This window comes from Chishuiella changwenlii (assembly GCF_900142565.1).
GTDB lineage: Bacteria > Bacteroidota > Bacteroidia > Flavobacteriales > Weeksellaceae > Empedobacter > Empedobacter changwenlii.
The window spans coordinates 262,841-284,921 of sequence record NZ_FRBH01000003.1; the positions used below are offsets into that span (position 1 = coordinate 262,841).

Sequence of the window (22,081 nt, forward strand, 5' to 3'; positions counted from 1 at the left end):
GTAAAATAAGATTATTATTAAAAGCTATTGAATAAAATATTTCATCTTATATCTTTAAGTCTTACATCTTAATATCTAAATAAAGAAACAAACAACAAACAATACGAATTTTGATCCTGAACCAATCAAAATTTAATACCGAGGAATAACCTTGAACAAGTTATTTTTCAAAACAAATAGACAAACACGAAGTGGACTTTTTCATTTCAAACAAAACAAAAAAACAGATTTACGAATTTTCGGTTTTAGATTTTCGAAGCTAGTAATTAGATTCGAGCTTCGAATTTCGAATTCAAGAAAAAACAAAAGCGATGAGTTTAACAAAGAAAGACTTCATTTACGAAGGGAAAGCAAAACAAGTGTATGCTACAGAGGAAGCAGACAAAGTAATTGTTTATTACAAAGATGATGCAACTGCTTTTAATGCGCAGAAGCGTGGAACAGTTGAGGATAAAGGAGAAATGAACAACAAAATTTCGACTTTAATTTTTAATTATTTAATTGAAAAAGGTATCCCAACTCACTTCATCGAGCAATTAAATGATCGCGAGCAATTAGTGAAAAGAGTTTCGATTATTCCTATCGAAATGGTTGTTCGTAATTATGTTGCGGGAAGTATGGCACAACGTTTAGGATTAGAAGAAGGAGGGAAATCTCCTGTTACAATCTTTGATATTTGTTACAAGAAAGACGAATTAGGTGATCCATTAATTAACGACCATCATGCTGTATTATTAGGAGCTGCAACTTACGATGAGTTAAAAGAATTGTATGCAATTACAGACAAGATTAATGAAGCTTTAAAAGAGTTATTTTTAAAAGCTGGCTTGATTTTAGCTGATTTTAAAATTGAGTTCGGAAAAGATCTTGATGGGAACATCATCTTAGCAGATGAGATTTCTCCAGATACATGTCGTTTATGGGATGTAGAAACTGGAGAAAAATTAGATAAAGACCGTTTTCGTCGCGATTTAGGAGACGTTTCGGAAGCTTATCATGAGGTTTACAATCGTTTGTCAAAAGTTTTAAAATAATTTATTTTTTTCATTCGAAATGATTGATAAAAAATTACATAAGGATCAGCTGAAGGCTGAATATATGACAAATTTCTATGAAAGAAATTTGTTGAAAAAATATGCAGCCGATACAGTTGACAGTGTAAACGAAGAATGTGGTGTTTTTGGTGTTTATTCACCAAATAAAATCAATACATATTCTATTACACAATTTGGTTTATTTGCTCTTCAACATCGAGGACAGGAAGCGTGTGGTGTATCTTTCTTAAAAGATGGAAACATCAAAACAGTTAAAAAAGCAGGTTTGGTATTGGATGTTTTCAAAACAATGGAAGCAGAGATTGAAGAATACCAAGGGAATGCTGCAATTGGACACACACGTTATACAACTGCTGGTGATGGACATAGGCGAAATATACAACCACTTTATACATACAATATTTACGGGAAACCTCATTTTTCTATTGCTCACAACGGAAACTTAATAGAAGTTGATGAATTGAGAAAAGAATTAGAAGCTGAAGGTTTACCATTTTTAGCAACTTCAGATACAGAGGTTTTATTACGTTCTATTCAGAAATATTCTCATTTAGATATTGTAGAAGCTATTCAGAAAGGAACTGAAAAAATAAAAGGAGCATTTTCTGTATTACTTTTGGCTAATAACCAAATGGCAGCTTTTCGTGATCCAAACGGAATTCGTCCATTATGTATGGGAAAATTAGATGATGCTTATGTTTTCTGTTCAGAAACTTGTGCCTTAGATGCAGTTGGTGCAGAATTTATTCGCGATGTTGAACCAGGCGAATTAATTGTTGTAAATGAAGAAGGTTTAAAATCTTATTCTTTAAATCAACCATCTAAGAAAAATATTTGTGCATTTGAATACATTTATTTCGCTCGTCCAGATTCTAATATCGAAGGAAATGAAATTTATGATTTACGTGTAGAATCTGGTAGAAAATTATATGAACAATCTCCTGTAGAAGCAGATATTGTAATTGGTGTTCCAGATTCTGGAATTCCTTCTGCAATTGGTTATTCAGAAGCATCTGGAATTCCATACGAACCAATTCTTATTAAAAATAGATACATGTCACGTTCGTTTATTGTTCCTTCTCAGGAAATGAGAGAACGTGTAGTAAATTTGAAATTAAATCCAATCAAAAATAAAATCAAAGGAAAACGTTTAGTCGTTTTAGATGATTCTATTGTGCGTGGAACAACTTCAAAATTATTAATCAAAATTTTAAAAGAAGCTGGAGCAAAAGAAATTCATTTCCGTTCTGCATCACCACCAATTATTGCGCCTTGTTATTTAGGAATTGATATGCCATCTAAAGCAGATTTAATTTCGGGAAACAAGTCAATAAAAGAAGTTGAAAAATATTTGAATGTAGATTCTTTAGATTTCTTAACAGTTGATAATTTAATTGATTTACTAGGAAGTAATCAACATTGTTTTGGATGTTTTACAGAAAAATATCCAGTTAATTATAGCAACAAAGCACAGGAGGAATCAACTTCTTGCTGTTAATTGAAAATTGTAAAAAGTCCAATGTAAAATGTAAAAAGTCTTTATACTCGATACGTTTTACAATTAAGCAAAAAATAAATTCATAATTCAATGAGTACATACAAACAAGCCGGAGTAGATAAAGAGGAAGGTTATCAAACGGTATCAAAAATAAAAGAAGCTGTTGCAGCAACACATAACGAAAATGTTTTGAATGGAATAGGAAGTTTTGGAGCTTTTTATCAATTAGGAGGTTACAAAAATCCAGTTTTAGTATCAGGAACAGATGGTGTTGGGACAAAGTTGCGTGTAGCTTTAGATTCTAAAATTTATGATACTGTAGGAATAGATTGTTTCGCAATGTGTGCAAATGATATTCTTTGTCATGGAGCAAAACCTTTGTTTTTCTTAGATTATTTAGCTTGTGGAAAATTAGATTCTGATATTGCAGCAGAAATTGTTTCTGGTATTGCGAAAGCTTGTAAAGAAACAGGAACTGCTCTTATTGGTGGAGAAACAGCAGAAATGCCAGGTATGTACAAAGTTGGTGATTATGATGTAGCTGGTTTTTGTGTTGGAGTAGTAGAAAGAGATGAAATTATTGATGGTTCTAAAATTAAAGAAGGACAAGCAATTGTTGCTTTACCAGCAAGTGGATTTCACTCGAATGGATTTTCTTTAGTTCGTAGAATTTTTCCAGATTTTAATGAAGAGTTTGAAGGAAAACCATTATTCGAAACTTTATTAGTGCCAACTAAATTATATCAGAATGATATTTTTGCTGTAAAAGAAGCAGGAATAGAAATGACTGGAATTGCTCATATTACTGGAGGTGGTTTATACGAAAATGTACCTCGTATTATAGCTGACGGATTATGCGCAGTAATAGAGAAATCTAAAATAAATGTACCAACTGTTATGCAAGAATTAGCGAAACGCGGAGGTATTGCAGAAGACGAAATGTTCGGAACATTTAACATGGGTGTTGGTATGGTTGTAATCGTAGACCAAGCTGATGCCGAAAAAGTAGTGAATATTATTGATGGAAGTGCTGTTATTGGAGAAATCCAAGCGGGTGCAACCAAAATCATATTGAAATAGTAGATTAAGTAGTTTAAAGAAAAAGTCGGATAAGTTAATTCTTATCCGGCTTTTTAATTTTAAGTGGTTTTATGAATTGTTTCTGAAAATTCCAGATAAGGTATTTACTAAGATCAAATTAAAGGCTGTAAAACAAATTGCTGTTGTTGGAAAATTTCCTATGATTAAACTAACTGTAAGAAAACTGAAGAATATAATTAAGATAAGAACAAGAACAATAGCAAATAAATCTTGAAGGTTCAGGTTTTTCTTCATGTAAAGTAATGGAACATCAAAATTTACATATGCACTAAATATGAGAACAATAAAATTTACAACTAATGCTCCAAAAAGTAATACCATAAATAATACATGAAAACCATCTAGTGAATTTAAATTGTTATTTATACAATCATCAAGATTAAATGTAATAAGCATTAAAAACCAAAAAATATTGGTCACTATAAATAATTCTTTTGTGTTTCTCAATCCTCTTTTCTTTATTAAATCTTCTAAAAATTCTAGTTTATAATAGAAGCTAAAACCAGTTAGTAGTAAAGAAAGACTTATTAAATAAATAGATATAGATAATATTAATTTAGGTTTTATTATTAATTGATTTTGTAAAGAACATGTCATCAGTAAAATACCGATGACAAAAATTCCTACATAAAAGTAAATTAGTTTTATTTTACTTTGTTCCATTCTATATTTTTTGAATAGTACATAATAATTGCAACTATTATAAATAATCCAATACTTCCTACTAATAATGCATGTTCCTTTAATTGTAGAAGACTATAAATAAAGCTATATAATAAGATTAGCATTAAACTGATTTTAAATGTTAATCTATAAGACTGTAAAAATGTATTGATAAAAAATGTAATTAATAGAATGGTTGCTCCGGAAGAGATTAAATAAGAATAATCAAAACCAATATATTCTGATAATGAAATTAACAAAACAAAATTTACACATATTGCTATTCCTACTAAAGCGTATTGTACCAAATGAATATTAAAACGATTTTTAATTTCTATAAAGAAAAATGCAGCAAAAGTTAAACTAATAAATAAGATGGCATATTTTGTAGATCGGTAAGTTTTCTCATAATGATCGTTCATTTGTAAAAAGTTTACTCCAAAACTATAATTAGAAAAATTACTAGCATCTTTCCAAACCTGTCCTTGTAATGGATTTTGTTGATAGATAGACCATACTATATTTGTCTTTCCATCTTTGTAAATTGGGGTTTCATTTGGTAAGAAATTTCCATCATATTTTAAATCTTTCCAATTCGTTGTTAAATTAACATAGGTATTTATACCAGATGGAATAAAGTTTAATAGTTGAGATCCTTTTGCAGATAACTGAATAGTAACTTTATTAAAATTAAATGTTTCAATATCTATTTTTTGAGACAATAATTGAAATTCTGTAACAGTCTTGTTTTCTTTTGTAGGCGTTGAATCATAAGAATTTTCGCTTGCAACAGGGGGAGTTGGTTCTGGAGTGTAAAATATTTGATTGTCCGCAATCAAAGGATAGTTTTTTCCTCCAGATTTAGCGATAACGTTATTTTCATATCCTTTAGAATCTGTAATTCCAAAAATAAGTTTAGTCGAAATAATGTTATTGGCATCAATTTCTGAATTTTTCAAAATTTCCTGAAAATTTTTGAATTTCGATTCCAAATTTAACTTTGTAGTGTAGACTGTAACATCATAAATACTTCTATTTTTAAGTTGAGCATTAACAGATCCCTTTATATTTAAATTATCTGCCGAAATATAAGTTTTTTGCTGCTTACTTACAGTTTTACCTTTATCATCTGTCTGTTTTTCTAAATGAGTAATTTCTATAAATGGACCATAAACTGTTTGTTTCTCACTCCATTTATTCGTGAGTTCAGTCATTACTTTTTCCTTGTTTTGTTCTCTCTCTTCTATTAAGCTTAGTATAAAAGGAATAGGAATAAGTAGGCATAAAGTTAAAACTCCAACTAAAAAGCCTTTAATCATAGTTCTGTTTTGAAAAGTTGAATTTTCTGTTTCTTTTTCTAAATTGTTGTTTTCCATTTGATTGATTTTTATTTGTTGTTTTTAAAAGTACTTTGTTTTTCAAAGTAAAATGGTAAAAAAAATTATTTCATGTTATTAATTAATTCTTCAAGATAAGCCAAGTGATCTTGAAAAGCTTGTTTTCCTAATTGTGTTATAGAGTATGTTGTGTTAGTTTTTCTACCAATAAATCCTTTATGTACAATGATATAATTGTTGTCTTCTAAGTTTTTTAGATGTGATGCTAAATTACCATCAGTTAAGTCTAAAAAGTCTTTTAAATCTTTAAAAGAAATTTGATCGTTCATTAAAAGAGCGCTCATTATTCCTACTCGAATACGATTATCAAAAACTTTATTTAATTTCTTTAAATTAAAATCCATAATCAAATTTAAGCTTTGTTTCTATATTTTAGTATAATCCATATACCAAAAACTACATGTAAAACACCAAATCCTATTAACCAAAATAGTAAACCATTGTATATAAAATAGTAAGCTAATAAGCCTAAAAATATTTCTGTAATAGCTAAATATTTAATTTCTGTAATCGTATCACGTTCTACATGAAAAAGAGCTAATCCGTAAAAAAGTAGAGTAGAAGGAGCAAAATATAATAGGTTTAAATTTTTAATAAATAATAAACATACAATTCCTCCAATAAATAATATAAAACAGAATCTTTTTAAAATACGTTTTGTTACTGGATTAATAAATTTAATATTGTCCTTAGAAGATTTCTTTATCATAAAATAAAAACCTCCCGTTGCAGCAATAATTACAGTTACAATGCCTAATAGGATTAATTCTAATCTGACAGTACTTACATCAGAAAATTCTTGATAATTACTATAATTTGAAGAGTTTCCTAATAAAATGAAATGCGCAATTGCAGCAGAAATAATTCCTACAAAACCAGCCCAAATTCCACTCCATCCATTTATACTTGTGAATTTCGAAGATTTTTGCATCATCGATTTTATTTCATTTAGACTATTTATAGGATCTTTTTCGTTCATAATAAAAGTACTTTGAAATGCAAAGTTAAATAAAATATTTGAAATTAAAACAAGTAAAGATTTATTTTAGTTAGAAATATTTTACTTAAGAAATACTAAATATCCTATTACTTTCAATTTCCTTACTTCATACAATCTTCTTATCTTTGCTGTTTACTTTTTAATATCTAAAATTCACATAGAAGATTATGCAACAATCAAAGGCTTTGGCAATACTAAAATCTGGAAGAAATGTATTTTTAACAGGTTCAGCTGGTGCCGGAAAAACCTATGTGCTCAATCAATACATTCAATATCTAAAACAACACGGTGTTCCAGTTGCTATAACAGCTTCAACAGGAATTGCTGCTACGCACATGAATGGTCAAACAATCCATTCTTGGGCTGGAATAGGAATTAAGGATTATGTATCGGATAGATATTTAGCTTCGTTACGCGATAAAAAATATTTTCGCGATAAAATGGATAAAGTAAAAGTGTTGATTATTGATGAAATATCAATGCTTCACCGTAATCAATTAGATGCGGTAGATTATGTTCTGAAATTTTTTAAACAAAATGATGAGCCATTTGGAGGAGTTCAAGTTATCTTTTCGGGAGATTTTTTCCAGTTACCTCCAATTGGTGAGGAATGGGAAGAGTCTAAAGATAAATTCTGTTTTATGTCAGATGCTTGGGTACAATCAAAAGTTCATATTTGTTATTTAACAGAACAATATCGTCAGACCAATAATGCACTAAATGATATTTTAAATGAAATTCGTTCTGGAGCAATTTCTCAAAAAACGATTAGTTTATTAGAATCTAGAATAGAATATTTTGCAGATGAAATAGATACGCAAACACGTTTATATACGCATAATATGGACGTTGATCGTATTAATAAAGGACAATTAATTAATATAGATTCATCATCTAAAACATTCGAAGCAAAAGTTGCAGGAAATCCAGCTTTAATAGAAGTACTGAAAAAATCTGTTTTAGCAGAAGAAATTTTAGAATTAAAAATTGGAGCAAAAGTAATGTTTGTTCGTAATAATTTTGAAGTTGGTTTTGTAAACGGAACATTAGGAAATGTATCTGGATATACAGAAAAAGATGAACCTATTATTAGAACATTAGACGGAGAATTTTATGTAGCAAAACCAGAAACTTGGGCAATAGAAGATGAAGGAGGTAAAGCCTTGGCTTCGTTTACACAAGTTCCTTTACGATTGGCTTGGGCAATAACCATTCATAAGTCGCAAGGGATGACATTAGACTCAGCATTCATAGATTTATCAAAAGCTTTTGAAAAAGGACAAGGTTATGTTGCACTTTCTCGTTTAAGAGATCTAAAATCGTTAATGTTACATGGGCTTAATCAAACAGCTTTAGAAATAGATTCTTTAGCAATGAAAGCTGATAAACGTTTCCAAGAATTGTCTACAGAAATAGATAATTTTTTAGATGAAAAAGAATTGCAAGATTCATGGGCAAGCTTTATCAGATACTCTGGAGGTACGTTAGATAAGAAGCAAATAGCCAAGAATTTAGAGAAAAATAAAACCAAAGAGAAAGGTCAAAAAAAATCTACTTACGAAATCACTTTAGAATATGTAAAAGATGGCTTATCTTTGGAACAAATTGCAGAGAAAAGAGGTTTAACAACATCGGCGATTGTCGATCATATTGGAAAAATCAAGGAAATTGAACCAGACTTAGATTATTCTAAATTTAAACCAACAGACAAGGTAATTGATAAAGTTCGTTTTGCTTACAGCGAAATAGAATTTGAAGAAAATAGAGTATTGAAACCAATTTTCGATTATTATAATGGAGAAATTGGTTACGAAGACATTAAAAAAGCATTACTATTTATAGATTAATGCTAAAAAAGGTTAATACTTAATTGTCTTAACCAAAAAAACATAAGAACAAACACAAAATAACATAAATGAAAATAGCTGTATTTGTTTCCGGAGGAGGAACAAATCTTCAAAATATTATTGATGCAGTTGAAGACGGTACATTACCAAATGTAGAAATATCTATGGTAATGGCAGATAGAGACTGTTATGCAATAGAACGTTCGTTAGATAAAGATATTAGAACGTATGTCTTGGACCGAAAAACTTTTTCGGAAGATGCAGAACATAATTTAGAAGAAGAAGAAATAGATTTAATCGTTTTAGCTGGTTTTTTAACAATTCTCTCGTCAGAATTCACAGAAAAATGGGGATCAAAAATGATTAATATTCATCCATCTTTACTACCAAGATTTGGAGGTAAAGGTATGTATGGAGCAAAAGTGCACAAAGCAGTTTTAGAATCTGGGGATAAAGAATCCGGTGCTAGTGTACATTATGTTACAGCTGGTGTAGACGAAGGACAAATTATTTGTCAAGAATCTTTTGCTATAGAAGAAAGCGATGAAGTAGCTGATTTACAAAGAAAGGTGGCTGAGGTTGAAAGTAAAATTTTTATCGAAGCAATTAAACAAATTAGCGAAGCATAATAAAAGAATACCTCGGCGTATAAAACGTCGAGGTATTTTTATTTCAAAGTAATTGTAAAATTACGAAACAACAAATAGGCATTATGCCTCAAACAATAAACTTTAAAAACAAAACATAAAATGCAAAAACAAGCGCTAATCAGTGTTTCGGATAAATCCAATTTATTAGAATTTGCAAAATTCTTAGTTGAACAAGATTATAAAATTTTATCAACCGGAGGAACTTACAAACATTTACAAGATAATGGAATAGCGGTTACAGAAGTAAAAGATGTAACAGGTTTTCCAGAAATATTAGATGGTCGTGTAAAATCTTTACATCCAGCTATTCACGGTGGTATTATGGCTCGTCGTGCAGATGAAAATCACATGGCAACAATTGCAGAGCATGGTATTAACCCAATCGATATTGTAATTGTAAATTTATATCCTTTCTTCGAAAAGATGAATACAGGACTTTCTGAAGCAGAAATGATAGAATTTATTGACATAGGAGGACCATCTATGTTACGTTCATCTGCTAAGAATTTTTACGATGTAACTGTTGTTACAGACGTTAATGATTACGAAACGGTAATCAACGAAATTCGAGAAAATGGATCAACTTCTATCGAAACACGTAAATTATGTGCTGGTAAAGTTTTCAATTTAACTTCTGCGTATGATGCTGCAATTTCAACTTACTTATTGGGTGAAGATTTTCCACAATTCTTAGAGTCTTCTTACGAGAAAGTGATGGATTTACGTTACGGTGAAAATCCGCATCAAAAAGCTGCATATTATGTAGATAAAACGAAAAATGGAGCAATGAAAGATTTCGAATATTTACAAGGAAAAGAACTTTCTTTTAATAATATTCGCGATATGGATTTAGCTTACAAAGTAGTTTCAGAATTCGAAGAAACAACTTGTTGTGCAGTAAAACATTCAACGCCTTGTGGAGTTGCAATTGGTGAAAATGTTTTAGAAGCTTATGAAAAAGCATACGAATGTGATCCAATGTCAATCTTTGGAGGAATCATTGCTTTTAATAGAGAAGTAGATGGAAAAACAGCTGTTGAATTAAATAAAATATTTTTAGAAATTGTAATTGCACCATCTTTTACAGAAGCTGCTTTAGAAGTTTTTAAACAAAAGAAAAATCTACGTATTATTAAAGTAAAAAATCCTGTTTCGGATAAAGTAACCTATGTAAAAGTAGACGGAGGTTTAATTGTACAATCAACAGACAATCAGTTTTCAACAGATTTAAATGTTGTAACAGCAACTCAACCTACAGAAAAACAAATGACAGATTTAGTATTTGCTCAAAAAATTGTAAAATGGGTAAAATCTAATGCAATTGTTGTAGCTACAAATGGTCAAGCTTATGGAATAGGAGGTGGACAAACAAACCGTATTTGGGCGGCACAACAAGCTATTGCTCGTGCAAAAGAAAAAGTAAATGAAGATTTAGTTTTAGCATCAGATGCATTTTTCCCATTCCGAGATGTAGCAGATTATGCAGCAGAAAATGGTATAAAAGCAATTATTCAACCAGGAGGATCTATTAAAGACCAAGATTCTATAGATGCTTGTGATGAATATGGAATACCAATGGTATTTACAGGAATGAGACATTTTATGCACTAAAAACCTTTAATGTGGAAATGAGTTAATGTGATAATTAGGAAATTTTATCTTTCTATTTTCACTTATCACTATTCATTTAAAAATTAAAATTATGAACGAAATAAATAACACAAACCACAAATCGCATACTCGCATTTTAATCATTGGTAGCGGTGGAAGAGAGCATGCAATAGGATGGAAATTTGCAGAAGATTTTAAAGCAAAAGAACAAGATTTAGAATTGTTTTTTATTCCAGGAAATGCAGGTACAGCTCAATTAGGTACAAATGTTTCTATAACATCTATAGAAAGTATGAAAGATTTTGCAAAAGAAAATCATATCGATTTAACTTTTGTAGGACCAGAAGCTGAGTTATCAGTAGGAATTGTAGATACTTTTCAAAAAGAGAATTTAAATGTTTTTGGACCACATAAAGCAGCAGCGCAATTAGAAGCTTCTAAAGCGTTTGCAAAAGACTTTATGGATAAATATGGTGTAAAAACAGCAAAATATAAGAATTTTCAAGGACCAATGTTGGCGATTGATTATTTAAAAAATCAAGAATACCCAATTGTTGTAAAAGCATCTGGTTTAGCAGCAGGAAAAGGAGTTATTATCTGTCAAGATTTTGAAGAAGCGAAACAAGCTGTCTTAGATATTATGGAAGATAAAACTTTTGGTGATGCAGGAAATGAAGTTGTTATCGAAGAATACTTAGAAGGTTTCGAAGCATCAATTTTATCTTTCTTTAATGGTAAAAAAATTGTTCCATTTGTTTCGGCAAAAGATCATAAAAAAATCGGAGAAGGTGAAACTGGTCTTAACACTGGAGGTATGGGAGTTATTGCTCCAAATCCTTTGTTTACAGACGAGCATTTCAAATTATTCGAAGAAGAAATTATGGAGCCTACAAAATGTGGTTTAATCAAAGAAGGATTAGATTTTGCAGGTGTTATTTTCTTTGGATTAATGATTACAACAAAAGGTGTTTATTTATTGGAATATAACCTGAGAATGGGAGATCCAGAAACGCAAACAACTTTACCATTGTTAGAAAATGATTTATTCGATGTTGTAAACAAAGCAATAAAAGGAGAAAATTTCGAATTAAACTTTAAAAATCAACATGCTTGTTGTGTAGTAATGGTTTCTGGTGGTTATCCAGGTAATTACGAGAAAGGTTACGAAGTTAGAGGTTTAGAAAATGTATCTTGTCCTACTTTTATTGCTGGTGCTAATCTAAGCGGCGATAAAATTGTAACTTCTGGTGGACGTGTAATTAATGTTGTAGGATTAGGAGATTCTTTAGAGCAAGCACGAGAAATAGCTTACGAGAACATTACAAAAATTAATTTTGATTACGAATTTTACCGTAAAGATATCGGGATTGTTTAAAAAATAATCACAGTAAAAATTATAAAGAGTTCGATAAATATTTATCGAACTCTTTTTTTATGTTTTTATTTATAAGCTATAAGCTTAACGGTATACCTTTTTAAAATTTTTAATTTCTAACCCCTGTAAGTCATTTTTTTAAGTTGTTAGGTTGTTAAGTTTTAAAAATTTTAAATTTGCCTCTAACCTCTAACCTCTAACCTCTAACCTCTAACCTCTAACCTCTAACCTCTAACCTCTAACCTCTAACCTCTAACCTCTAACCTCTAACCTCTAACCTCTAACCTCTAACCTCTAACCTCTATCATTTAGAAAACATTCATATATTTTTCGTAGATTAAAGTTCAATTAGAAAGAAGCGGTAAACACTCTTCTTATTGTAAAATTGAATATTTTTGTAAAAATATCTCGCATGCAAATATTAGTTATTGAAGATGATAAACGAATTAGTGATTTTCTAATACAAGGATTAGAAGAGAATAATCACTTAGTTACGTTATGTTTAGATGCAGAAACTGTCTTAGAAAATTACATGAACATTCAGTTTGATTTAATTATTTGTGATATCATGTTGCCTGCGATGGATGGTATTCAATTGGTACAAATACTAAGATTTAAAAAGATTTTTACACCAATTCTAATGCTAAGTGCATTAAATTCTACACAAGATAAAGTAACAGCACTAGATTATGGTGCTGATGACTATATTACAAAACCTTTTCATTTCGATGAACTATTATCACGTATAAAAGCATTAACAAGACGTAATCAATTTCGTCAACAAGAAACAGTGCCCAATAAGTTAGTTTTTGATGAATTAGAGATTGATTTAGATCAGTATAAAGTTTTATTAGATGGCGAAGAAATAGAATTATCTCCAAGAGAATTTAAATTATTAAATTATCTCGTAGAAAATATGGAAAGAACAGTAACAAGAATTCAGATTCTAAATGCTGTTTGGGGAATAACATTCGATAATCATACCAATGTAGTTGACGTTTATATTTCTTATTTAAGAAATAAAATAGAAAAAAAGAGAAAGTTTATTACCACTGTAAAAGGAGTTGGATATATGTTTAAAGCTTAATTTTATGAAGTTAAAACACCGTTTATCCCTTTATTCTGTTTTTATTTTTAGTGTAGTTGTTCTAATTATTTCTGCAATAATTTATTTCTCATTTTCTAACGAAATGGAAAGAAAAGAATTGCAATCCTTAGAAAGCAAAACACTTCTAGCTGCAATCTATTATTTAGAGCAAGATGAGCTACCTGTTTTTGAGCATAACAACATTAAGACTCAACTTTTAAAAAGTATTTCTCGAAATGATATTATGGTAGTTGATAAAAACAACCAAATATTTGGAGGTAAAATGGCAGTTGATGAAAATATCTCGAAAAAATTCATTGATAATATTAGACATACTAAAAGTGATTTCTTTGTAACGAAAACTTATTTTTATAGAGGTCTTTACTATGAAGATAATCAAGGTGATTTTGTTGTAATTACAAGAGAATCTAAACAAGAATTTAATGAACGAGCACAGTCTTTATTACATATTTTAATTTCTGTTTTTTTAATTGGTTTACTATTTATCTACGTATTTTCTAACTATTTAGGGTATTTAGCTTACGAACCAATTATTAAAATTATAGACCAAATAAAAGAACGAGATAGTAAAAACTTTACTCAACCTTTGGTTTTAAAAAAATCGTATACAGAAATAGAAGATTTAATTATTAATTACAATCATTTTATTGATAGAATTTCTCAAACATTTACTGTTCAGAAAAATTTTATAGATTATGTTTCGCACGAGTTAAGAACTCCAATTACGGCTTTACTAGGAACTTTAGAAGTTACAAAACAAAAAAAACGTAGCGAAGAAGAATACAAAGAAGTTATTAATCAACTACAACAATACACAAACGATTTGCAAGAAACATTAGACCAAATGATGTTGCTTTCTGGTGCTAAGACAAGTTTCGAATTTCAGTCAATTAGAATAGATGAGGTTGTTTGGCAAGTAATAGAAAATGCAATTTTATATCATCAGGCAAAAATTAATGTTGACATTAAAGTTGAAAATAACAATCTTTTATCCATACAAGGAAATGAAAAATTATTAGAATTAGCTTTTAATAATTTAGTGAGTAATGCAATAAAATATTCAGATAATAAGCCAATTCATATTCAGTTTCTAGAAGTTGGTAATCATTTAGAAATTCAGATTATCGACCAAGGAATAGGAATTTTAGAAGAAGATTTGGTTAAAATAAAACAGAACTTCTTCAGAGGAAAAAATACTCAAAAATATCAAGGAAAAGGAGTAGGTTTATCTATGGCAAATGTAATATTGGTACTTCATCAAATTCAATTAGAAATTTCTCAGAACAAACCAGAAGGGACTATTATTAGACTTGTTCTTTAATTTTTTTGAACTTGTTTAAACTTATACCATTTAGTTATGGGAATCTCAAGCTTTGTCATGCTGAGCTTGTCGATGCATCATTTCAGCTTCACATCGTGTAAGTAGGGTGAGATCCTGAAACGACATTTAGACTTGGCTCAATGTGACAAGGATGACATACTAGACTAAAACAAGAGTTTTCTACAGAAAAATATACCACTCTAATCTAATTCTAATCTACTTCAAAAGTTTTCTTAATGTTGCGCAACTAATTTTGCTTTTCATAAAATCAAATTATTGTGAAATCAAATTATTTTGCTTTACTACCACTGGTCATTTGTGCTCAAATACAAGCACAGAATGTAACATTAGAAAATCTAGAAGCTGCCTTTTTAGAAAAAAACTATCAATTAATTGCCAATAAATTTAATGTCGATAAAATCGATGCAGAAATTGTGCAAGAAAAATTGTGGAATAATCCAACGTTGAGCATTTCCGAAGTTAACCTTTGGAAAACATATAATGTAGAGGAACAGCCACATTTATTAGGTAGATATGGTAAAAATCAACAGATTTCTGTAGATATAGATCAATTAGTAGAAACTGCAGGAAAGCGTAAAAAGAGAGTTGCAATAAAAGAGCTCGAAAAAAATAGTGCGTTGTTTGATTATGAAGAGTTAATGCGCGAATTGAAAAAAGAATTGCGTCAAACTTACTTTTCATTAGGAAAAATTAACGAAGAAAAAATTGCTTTAGATAATAGTATCGAATTATTTACGCAATTAACTACACAATATAAGAAACAAGCAGATTTAAAAAATGTACCGAAAGCAGATTTTTATCGCTTGCAAACAGAATTAATTTCCGTTCAGAAAGATAGAATAGAATTAGAAAAAAATGAGATAGAAGAGTTAACAAAACTTCGTGTTCTTACTCAAAATCCTAATTTAGAAATAACAGAAATAGATTTTTCTCCATTTAAAGAGCATTCAAAATCAATTCCTTTAAATATTAAAGAATTAGCACAAAACCAAAATATTGGATTAAAACGTCAAGTAAATGAAATCAACTTGGCAGAGAAACAATTGATTTTGGAAAAAGCACAGCGTGTTCCAGATTTAACTTTTCAACTTGGTTATGACAGAGGAGGTAATATCATGCGAGATTTTGTTGGTCTTGGTGTTAGTTTAGATTTACCAATTTTTAATACAAACAAAGGGAATATAAAATCTGCACAATTATCTGTTGCTCAACAACAAGTTAACCATGACGGGATTGTTTATGAATTAAATAGTACAATTGATGGACTTCAAAATCAATTAAATCAATTAGATAAAACGTTAGTTCAATGGAAGGATTTAAATACAGAAGATCAATTAAAAATGATTGAAAATTATAAAAAACACTTACAGAGTAAACAAGTTACAATGTTAGAGTTTATAGATTTTACACAAGCGTATAGAGAATCACAACAGGCTTATTTAGAGCTATTAGAAACATACCAAAATACATTCGAAGAATTAAATTATATCGTAGGCCAAGATTTTTAAAAAAATGAAGAAAGTAATCTATTTTTTAGCAACTATTTCTATCGTTTTGAGTAGTTGTTCATCAAAACAAAATGAAGAAGTAAACGAACAAGAAGAAGCAAAATTTTGCTTAAATGCTCAGCTTAAAAAAACAACAGGAATAGAACCTGTAACAGAAAAACCTGTACATGAGCAATTAACTTTATCTGGAAAGGTTGAATATAATGAGAATGATTTGGTAGCTTTTAAAAGCTTGTTACAAGGAACTGTAGATAAGGTAAATTTTGAATTGGGTGATTACGTAAAACAAGGTCAGGTTTTAGCAATTGTAAGATCTAACGATGTAATTGATTTGATGCAACAAAAACGCTCTTATCAAAACCAGGCAGATTTAGCACAGAAACAAATCAAAACTAAAAGAGAATTAGTAAATGATGGTTTAGCTTCTCAACCAGAAGTAACAGAAATAGAACATGAACTACAATCGGCAAGAATAGAAGTAGAAAAAATAAACTCAACTTTAAGAATGTATCGTGCGGTTGGAAATGGACAATTTCAGATTATTGCTCCTAAAAACGGCTACATCGTTCAGAAAAATATAAGTGCTGGTCAATCTATAACAGCAGACGATTCAGAAAATTTATTCTCCATTTCAAACTTAAATCAAGTTTGGGTAATGGTTAATATTTATGCAAATAATTTACAATATGTAAAGAAAGGAGATGTGGTAAAAGTTCGCACAATGGCATATCCGGATAAAATATACAGTGGTACAATAGATAGAATAGATAATGTTTTTGATGAAAATGAACATGTATTAAAAGCAAGAGTTGTTTTAGAAAATCAAGATTTAAATCTAATTCCAGGTTTAAGCGCAGACATTATTATCGATAAGAAAAATATTTTGAGAAATGCATATGCAATTCCAAACAAAGCAAAAATCTTTGAAAACAATAAAGAATATGTTGTGGTTTATAAAGATGATTGTAAAATGGAAATTCGTAAAATAACAACAATTGGTCAAAATGAAGAATACACTTTTGTAGACGAAAAATTTGCTCCAAACGATAAAGTTATTACGAATAATGCATTACTTATCTATGCAGAATTAAACAAATAAATTCATGAAAAAGTTAGTTCAAGCAGTCGTAACATTTTCGTTACGCAATACAACCTTTGTTCTATTTGGAGTTCTCGTATTGCTTTTTGCAGGAATTTATTCCTTAAAACATACTCCAATAGAGGCTTTCCCAGATGTAACAAATACGAGAGCTCGTATTATTACTCAATGGCCAGGAAGAAGTGCAGAGGAAATGGAAAAATTGGTAACCTTGCCAATTTCTAAAGTAATGAATAGTATTCCGCATAAATCAAACATTCGTTCTATATCTCTGTTTGGTTTATCAGTTGTAACGGTTCAATTTGAAGATGGAGTAGATGATTTTTATGCACAACAATATGTTTCTAATAAATTAAATGGTGTCGATTTACCAGAAGGTGCAGATGCAGATATAGAACCGCCATCTGGTGCAACAGGAGAAATTTTTAGATATGTTATAAAAAGTGATTTACCAATAAAAGAAGTAACAGCTATACAAGATTGGGTGATAGAAAGAGAATTACTTTCTGTTCCTGGTGTTGCAGACATTGTTAGTTTTGGTGGAGAAGAAAAAACATATGAAATTAAAATTAATCCAACAGAATTAAAAAATTATGATTTATCGCCATTAGATGTTTACGAAGCTGTATCAAAATCAAATATAAATGTTGGTGGAGATATCATTCAACAAGGTGATCAGGCTTATGTTGTTCGTGGGGTAGGATTATTGGATAAGATTGAAGACATAGGGAATATTACAATTAAACTTAATGGATCAACTCCAATTTTAATTAAAAATGTTGCAGATGTACAAATCTCAAACAAACCTCGTTTAGGACAAGTAGGATACAATAATGACGATGATTTAGTAGAAGGAATTGTTATTATGCTTCGTGGAGAAAATCCTTCGGAAGTTATTGGTAATCTAAAAGCAAAAATAGAAGAATTAAATACCAGAACTTTACCATCTAATGTAAAGATTGAAACTGTTATTGATAGAACAAAATTAGTTGATAACACTGTACATACTGTTTCTAAAAATATTATAGAAGGTATTTTACTTGTTTCTTTAATTGTTTTTGTGTTTTTATATAACTGGAAATCTACAGTAATTGTAGCATCTGTTATTCCATTATCTTTTCTTTTTGCTATTATAATGTTAAAAATTCAGGGCTTACCAGCGAATTTAATTTCTATGGGATCTTTAGATTTTGGTTTGCTCTTAGAAGGAACATTGGTAATTGTAGAAACAGTTTTTGTTGCTTTAGCAACAATGCAACATAGAGTGGGAGCAGAACGTTTTGCAAAAATGAGCAAAATGGGTGTTATTAAGAAAAGTGCAGGAAGTGTAGCTTCTTATATATTCTTTGCATTAATTATTTTAATAGTAGCATTATTACCTATTTTCTCTTTTCAGAAAGTAGAAGGAAAAATGTTTACACCTTTAGCATTTACTTTAGGATATGCACTTTTAGGATCTCTGATCTTAAGTTTAACGTATGTTCCAGCAATGTGTAAATTATTATTTACAAAAAACATTGACGAAAAAGAAAACTTTGTTACACGATTTTTTCAGAGAACAATATTTGGAATGCACGATTTAGCATTTCGTTACAAGAAACTAACAATAGGCTTATTCTTAGGTTTATTAGCAATTTGTATGTTCAAATTTTCACATTATGGTTCAGAATTCTTACCAAAGTTAAACGAAGGTGCAATTTACATTCGTGCAACTTTACCAAACAGTGTTAATCTCCAAGAATCAACTCGATTAACAAAAGAGATGAAAAAATTGATGCAGAAAGACAATGACGAAATTGATTTTATTTTAACACAAACTGGTAGACCGAATGATGGAACTGATCCTACTGGATTTTTTAATATAGAATTTAATATTCAATTAAAAGATGCAAAAGATTGGAAGAGAAAAGTATCAAAAGAAGATATTGTTCAAGAGCTACGCGAAAAATTAGAACATTACCCTGGAATTACATTTGGATTTTCTCAACCAATTCAAGATAATGTAGAAGAATATGTTGCTGGGGTTAAGAGTTCTTTAGTTATAAAAATATTTGGAGAAGATTTATACGATCTCGAAAAATATGCAAATAAAGTTGGGACAGCTATTAAAAAAGTAGATGGAGTTACAGATGTTAATGTATTTAAAAACATTGGTTTACCAGAGTTAAGAATTCAGTTAAGTGATACCAAAATGGCTAAATATGGTATTAGTACAGCAGATGTACAAGCTGTTATTGAAATGACGATTGGTGGACAAGCTGCGACAAAATTTTATGAAGATGATCGTCAATTTGATGTGATTTTAAGATTTCAGCAAACATATAGAGATACGCCAGAAAAAATTGGAAATATCTTAATTCCAACAAGTAATGGACATAATGTACCTTTACAAGAAGTTGCTGATATTGGTTACCAAACTGGACCAGCATTTATCTATAGAGAAGGAAATAGCCGATACATTGGTATTGGTTTCAGTATAGAAGGACGTGACTTAGGAAGTACAATAGAAGAAGCGAAGAAAGTCGTTGCAAAAGAAGTAAAATTACCAAAAGGGAATTATATGGAATGGGCAGGAGAATTTGAAAGTAAAGAACGTGCCGCAAAACAGTTAATGTTAGTTGTTCCTATTTCTTTAGTTTTAATTTTGATTTTACTTTATACAAACTTTGGAAACTTTAAAGACACTGCAATTGCTGCACTTACATTACCTTTTGCCTTTATAGGAGGATTTATTTCTTTATGGGTAACAGGAACTATTTTCGGAATTTCTGCGGGTATTGGTTTTATTATTCTTTTTGGAGTTGCTACGATTGATGGTATCGTATTAATTGGAATAATTAGAGAGAATTTAAAACATAAAATGCCACTAAAAGAATCTATTGTTTCTGGTGTAAGAAGTAGAATACGACCTGTTGTTATGATTGCGTTAATGGGGTCTATGGGATTATTACCTGCTGCATTATCTACAGGAATGGGATCTGAAATTCAGAAACCTTTAGCAATTATGATTGTAGGTGGATTGATTATTTGTTTAATATTATCCTTTACTATTTTACCAGTTGTATTTTATTACGCATATAGAAAAACAGAAAAATAACTATATAAATATCTTTTAATTAAAAACAGTAGTAGCTAAATTATTGCTATTACTGTTTTTTTTTAAATAATTGTTTTAAAATATTATAAATCAATTTATTATATTTGTAACAATAAGCCATTAAAATTACCATTTAATTACCGATTATGTATCTTAATTACATAATCTTAGACCTATTTTCAAATTATTATTCGAAATAAATTTAAAGTTATGAGATAAAAAATATAGCCTAATACCAACTAACCAACAACCAACCTTATGAATAAATCCATTATGGAAAATTATACTAAACTTAGTTTAGTACCAATTCTTCCACCATTATTTTTGCTACTTTCAATTGTAGTATATCTTTATACAAAAGATGCTTTTAGTATTGAAAAGTATATCGAAGTTCAAAAAGAATTGTTCCTTTTCTTGAATCTAAAATTATCTCAATTTCCAATGATTCAACATAATTTGACTCAATTAGGAGATGCCTTTGTATTTCTTTCTCTTTTAACAATCTTTATCATTCATGCACCCAAAATTTGGGAAGCTTTAGTTTGTGCCTCTTTAGTTTCAGTTGTTTTTTGTAGTATCTCTAAAAAAGTATTTTCTGTACCGCGACCAGCAGTAATACTTGACAATAACAGCTTTGTTATTGTTGGAAAAACATTATCAGGACATAACAGTTTGCCTTCTGGTCATTCTATGACAGTTTTTACGATTCTTACTATTTTGTTATTTGCATTTATGCCATCTGAAAAATATAAAAAAATAATTTGGACAATCTCTGTTCTTATAATCGGCTTAGTGTTAGTTTTTACTAGAGTAGGTGTAGGTGCTCATTATCCTTTAGATGTTATGGTGGGAAGCATAATTGGTTATATTTCGGGGCTTTTAGGCATATTTATTTGTAGAAAATATAGTTTGTGTCAATGGATTGGTAACAAGAAAATCTATCCCTTTTTTATTTTGTTATTTACAGTAAGTATTGTTCTTTTAATCAATAAAATTCTGAAAGAAAATTTAGTTATTTACTACTTTCCTTTGGGAATATTATTTGTTACAGTTTATTTAATGATAAGAGTTTATGTTAGAAAAAGAGTTTAAATTATTCCACTTCGGATTAATTATTAGTGTTCTTAATTTTTTATTGTTTCATATTCCATTTTTTGGATTTGTAGTCAATCATGTCGATGTAGATTATAAAAGTTTTAATGGAATATTATTAATCATTAGCCTTGTAATTGCAATGTTGGTAGCAAACTTCTTTGTTATTTATTTGTTTTTCTATCTATCACGAAGATTTAGCAAGGTTCTTTTTACCCTATTTTTTCTTATAAATTCTATCGCGCTTTATTTTGTCACAACTTACAGTGTTATCATAGACGAAAGCATGATAAGCAACGTTTTTAATACAAAATATGAAGAAGCAAGTAGCTTTTTTTCGATTAAGTTTTTAGTATACATTCTTTTCTTAGGTATTGTACCTAGTATTTTTATCATAAAAGCTAAGCTTATAAAACCAACTTTCAAGCGATTTTCAATTACTTCTTTAGTTAGTTTATTTTTGTTAATTGTTTTAGTTTTTGCCAATGCGAGTAACTGGTTATGGATTGATAAGAATTCAAAAACATTAGGCGGATTAGCCATGCCTTGGTCGTATTCTGTGAATACATCATTATATTTTATTCACGAGAAACAAAGAAATGCGAAAGAGATTCTTTTACCAACAGCAAAAATTACCG

Annotated in this window: 18 protein-coding genes; 14 read left to right on the plus strand and 4 right to left on the minus strand. The window is 29.6% G+C overall.

Annotated elements, in window-relative coordinates:
- Positions 1-311 precede the first annotated feature (311 nt).
- From purC to purM, 3 genes are all read left to right on the plus strand, one after another.
- Entirely contained in the window at positions 312-1,034 is a 723-nt protein-coding gene (gene purC, locus BUA86_RS04515; RefSeq protein WP_072930277.1) for a phosphoribosylaminoimidazolesuccinocarboxamide synthase, read from the plus strand.
- A gap of 19 nt (positions 1,035-1,053) precedes the next feature.
- Positions 1,054-2,553, plus strand: a complete 1,500-nt coding sequence (purF, locus tag BUA86_RS04520) for an amidophosphoribosyltransferase (RefSeq protein WP_072930279.1) — start codon at positions 1,054-1,056, stop codon at positions 2,551-2,553.
- Between the two features lie 90 nt (positions 2,554-2,643).
- Positions 2,644-3,633, plus strand: coding sequence for a phosphoribosylformylglycinamidine cyclo-ligase (purM, locus tag BUA86_RS04525; RefSeq protein WP_072930281.1), 990 nt, complete (start codon positions 2,644-2,646; stop codon positions 3,631-3,633).
- Positions 3,634-3,702: 69 nt separating this feature from the next.
- On the opposite strand, the gene BUA86_RS04530 is transcribed toward purM, so the two are convergent.
- The 4 genes from BUA86_RS04530 to BUA86_RS04545 form a co-directional block, all read right to left on the minus strand.
- A complete protein-coding gene (locus BUA86_RS04530) occupies positions 3,703-4,317 on the minus strand; it encodes a hypothetical protein (protein ID WP_072930282.1) in 615 nt (204 codons plus the stop codon).
- Positions 4,299-5,693: a cell envelope integrity protein CreD gene (gene creD, locus BUA86_RS04535; protein WP_072930284.1), complete on the minus strand. Its 1,395-nt coding sequence runs from the start codon at positions 5,691-5,693 to the stop codon at positions 4,299-4,301. The genes BUA86_RS04530 and creD overlap by 19 nt, the downstream gene beginning before the upstream one ends.
- A 65-nt stretch (positions 5,694-5,758) precedes the next feature.
- The gene (locus BUA86_RS04540) at positions 5,759-6,058 is read right to left on the minus strand and encodes a winged helix-turn-helix domain-containing protein (RefSeq protein WP_072930287.1); all 300 of its coding nucleotides are present in this window, start codon (positions 6,056-6,058) and stop codon (positions 5,759-5,761) included.
- Positions 6,059-6,066: 8 nt separating this feature from the next.
- Positions 6,067-6,693: a hypothetical protein gene (locus tag BUA86_RS04545; RefSeq protein WP_072930289.1), complete on the minus strand. Its 627-nt coding sequence runs from the start codon at positions 6,691-6,693 to the stop codon at positions 6,067-6,069.
- A gap of 188 nt (positions 6,694-6,881) precedes the next feature.
- Between BUA86_RS04545 and BUA86_RS04550 the strand changes: the two genes are divergently transcribed.
- The 11 genes from BUA86_RS04550 to BUA86_RS04600 form a co-directional block, all read left to right on the plus strand.
- Positions 6,882-8,561, plus strand: coding sequence for an AAA family ATPase (locus tag BUA86_RS04550; RefSeq protein WP_072930291.1), 1,680 nt, complete (start codon positions 6,882-6,884; stop codon positions 8,559-8,561).
- A gap of 68 nt (positions 8,562-8,629) precedes the next feature.
- The gene (gene purN, locus BUA86_RS04555; protein WP_072930293.1) at positions 8,630-9,190 is read left to right on the plus strand and encodes a phosphoribosylglycinamide formyltransferase; all 561 of its coding nucleotides are present in this window, start codon (positions 8,630-8,632) and stop codon (positions 9,188-9,190) included.
- Between the two features lie 120 nt (positions 9,191-9,310).
- Positions 9,311-10,822 carry a bifunctional phosphoribosylaminoimidazolecarboxamide formyltransferase/IMP cyclohydrolase gene (gene purH, locus BUA86_RS04560; protein ID WP_072930295.1) on the plus strand — a complete coding sequence of 504 codons (1,512 nt, stop codon included), beginning with the start codon at positions 9,311-9,313 and terminating at the stop codon, positions 10,820-10,822.
- 91 nt (positions 10,823-10,913) lie between these two features.
- A complete protein-coding gene (purD, locus tag BUA86_RS04565; RefSeq protein WP_072930297.1) occupies positions 10,914-12,197 on the plus strand; it encodes a phosphoribosylamine--glycine ligase in 1,284 nt (427 codons plus the stop codon).
- Positions 12,198-12,609: 412 nt separating this feature from the next.
- Complete coding sequence (locus BUA86_RS04570) at positions 12,610-13,284, plus strand: response regulator transcription factor (protein ID WP_072930299.1); 675 nt, start codon at positions 12,610-12,612, stop codon at positions 13,282-13,284.
- A 4-nt stretch (positions 13,285-13,288) separates the two neighbouring features.
- On the plus strand, positions 13,289-14,626 hold the full coding sequence (locus tag BUA86_RS04575; RefSeq protein WP_072930369.1) for a sensor histidine kinase: 1,338 nt from the start codon (positions 13,289-13,291) through the stop codon (positions 14,624-14,626).
- A gap of 278 nt (positions 14,627-14,904) precedes the next feature.
- Complete coding sequence (locus BUA86_RS04580) at positions 14,905-16,155, plus strand: TolC family protein (protein ID WP_072930300.1); 1,251 nt, start codon at positions 14,905-14,907, stop codon at positions 16,153-16,155.
- A 4-nt stretch (positions 16,156-16,159) separates the two neighbouring features.
- Positions 16,160-17,254 (plus strand): efflux RND transporter periplasmic adaptor subunit, encoded by a 1,095-nt coding sequence (locus tag BUA86_RS04585; RefSeq protein ID WP_072930301.1) that lies wholly within the window; start codon positions 16,160-16,162, stop codon positions 17,252-17,254.
- Positions 17,255-17,258: 4 nt separating this feature from the next.
- Positions 17,259-20,351 carry an efflux RND transporter permease subunit gene (locus BUA86_RS04590; RefSeq protein ID WP_072930302.1) on the plus strand — a complete coding sequence of 1,031 codons (3,093 nt, stop codon included), beginning with the start codon at positions 17,259-17,261 and terminating at the stop codon, positions 20,349-20,351.
- 258 nt (positions 20,352-20,609) lie between these two features.
- Positions 20,610-21,443, plus strand: a complete 834-nt coding sequence (locus BUA86_RS04595) for a phosphatase PAP2 family protein (RefSeq protein ID WP_072930303.1) — start codon at positions 20,610-20,612, stop codon at positions 21,441-21,443.
- The coding region (locus tag BUA86_RS04600; protein ID WP_143147243.1) for a phosphoethanolamine transferase domain-containing protein at positions 21,424-22,081 on the plus strand (658 nt) is incomplete at its 3' end. The genes BUA86_RS04595 and BUA86_RS04600, both read left to right, overlap by 20 nt.

Bases quoted from the DNA above. Each gene is read 5' to 3' on its own strand.
- purH (WP_072930295.1), top strand. From the start codon at position 9,311: ATGCAAAAACAAGCGCTAATCAGTGTTTCGGATAAATCCAATTTATTA.
- purC (WP_072930277.1), top strand. From the start codon at position 312: ATGAGTTTAACAAAGAAAGACTTCATTTACGAAGGGAAAGCAAAACAA.
- purF (WP_072930279.1), top strand. From the start codon at position 1,054: ATGATTGATAAAAAATTACATAAGGATCAGCTGAAGGCTGAATATATG.
- BUA86_RS04540 (WP_072930287.1), bottom strand. From the start codon at position 6,058: ATGGATTTTAATTTAAAGAAATTAAATAAAGTTTTTGATAATCGTATT.
- BUA86_RS04575 (WP_072930369.1), top strand. From the start codon at position 13,289: ATGAAGTTAAAACACCGTTTATCCCTTTATTCTGTTTTTATTTTTAGT.
- BUA86_RS04550 (WP_072930291.1), top strand. From the start codon at position 6,882: ATGCAACAATCAAAGGCTTTGGCAATACTAAAATCTGGAAGAAATGTA.
- BUA86_RS04545 (WP_072930289.1), bottom strand. From the start codon at position 6,693: ATGAACGAAAAAGATCCTATAAATAGTCTAAATGAAATAAAATCGATG.
- creD (WP_072930284.1), bottom strand. From the start codon at position 5,693: ATGGAAAACAACAATTTAGAAAAAGAAACAGAAAATTCAACTTTTCAA.
- BUA86_RS04595 (WP_072930303.1), top strand. From the start codon at position 20,610: ATGAATAAATCCATTATGGAAAATTATACTAAACTTAGTTTAGTACCA.
- BUA86_RS04530 (WP_072930282.1), bottom strand. From the start codon at position 4,317: ATGGAACAAAGTAAAATAAAACTAATTTACTTTTATGTAGGAATTTTT.
- purD (WP_072930297.1), top strand. From the start codon at position 10,914: ATGAACGAAATAAATAACACAAACCACAAATCGCATACTCGCATTTTA.
- BUA86_RS04585 (WP_072930301.1), top strand. From the start codon at position 16,160: ATGAAGAAAGTAATCTATTTTTTAGCAACTATTTCTATCGTTTTGAGT.
- purM (WP_072930281.1), top strand. From the start codon at position 2,644: ATGAGTACATACAAACAAGCCGGAGTAGATAAAGAGGAAGGTTATCAA.
- BUA86_RS04590 (WP_072930302.1), top strand. From the start codon at position 17,259: ATGAAAAAGTTAGTTCAAGCAGTCGTAACATTTTCGTTACGCAATACA.
- purN (WP_072930293.1), top strand. From the start codon at position 8,630: ATGAAAATAGCTGTATTTGTTTCCGGAGGAGGAACAAATCTTCAAAAT.
- BUA86_RS04570 (WP_072930299.1), top strand. From the start codon at position 12,610: ATGCAAATATTAGTTATTGAAGATGATAAACGAATTAGTGATTTTCTA.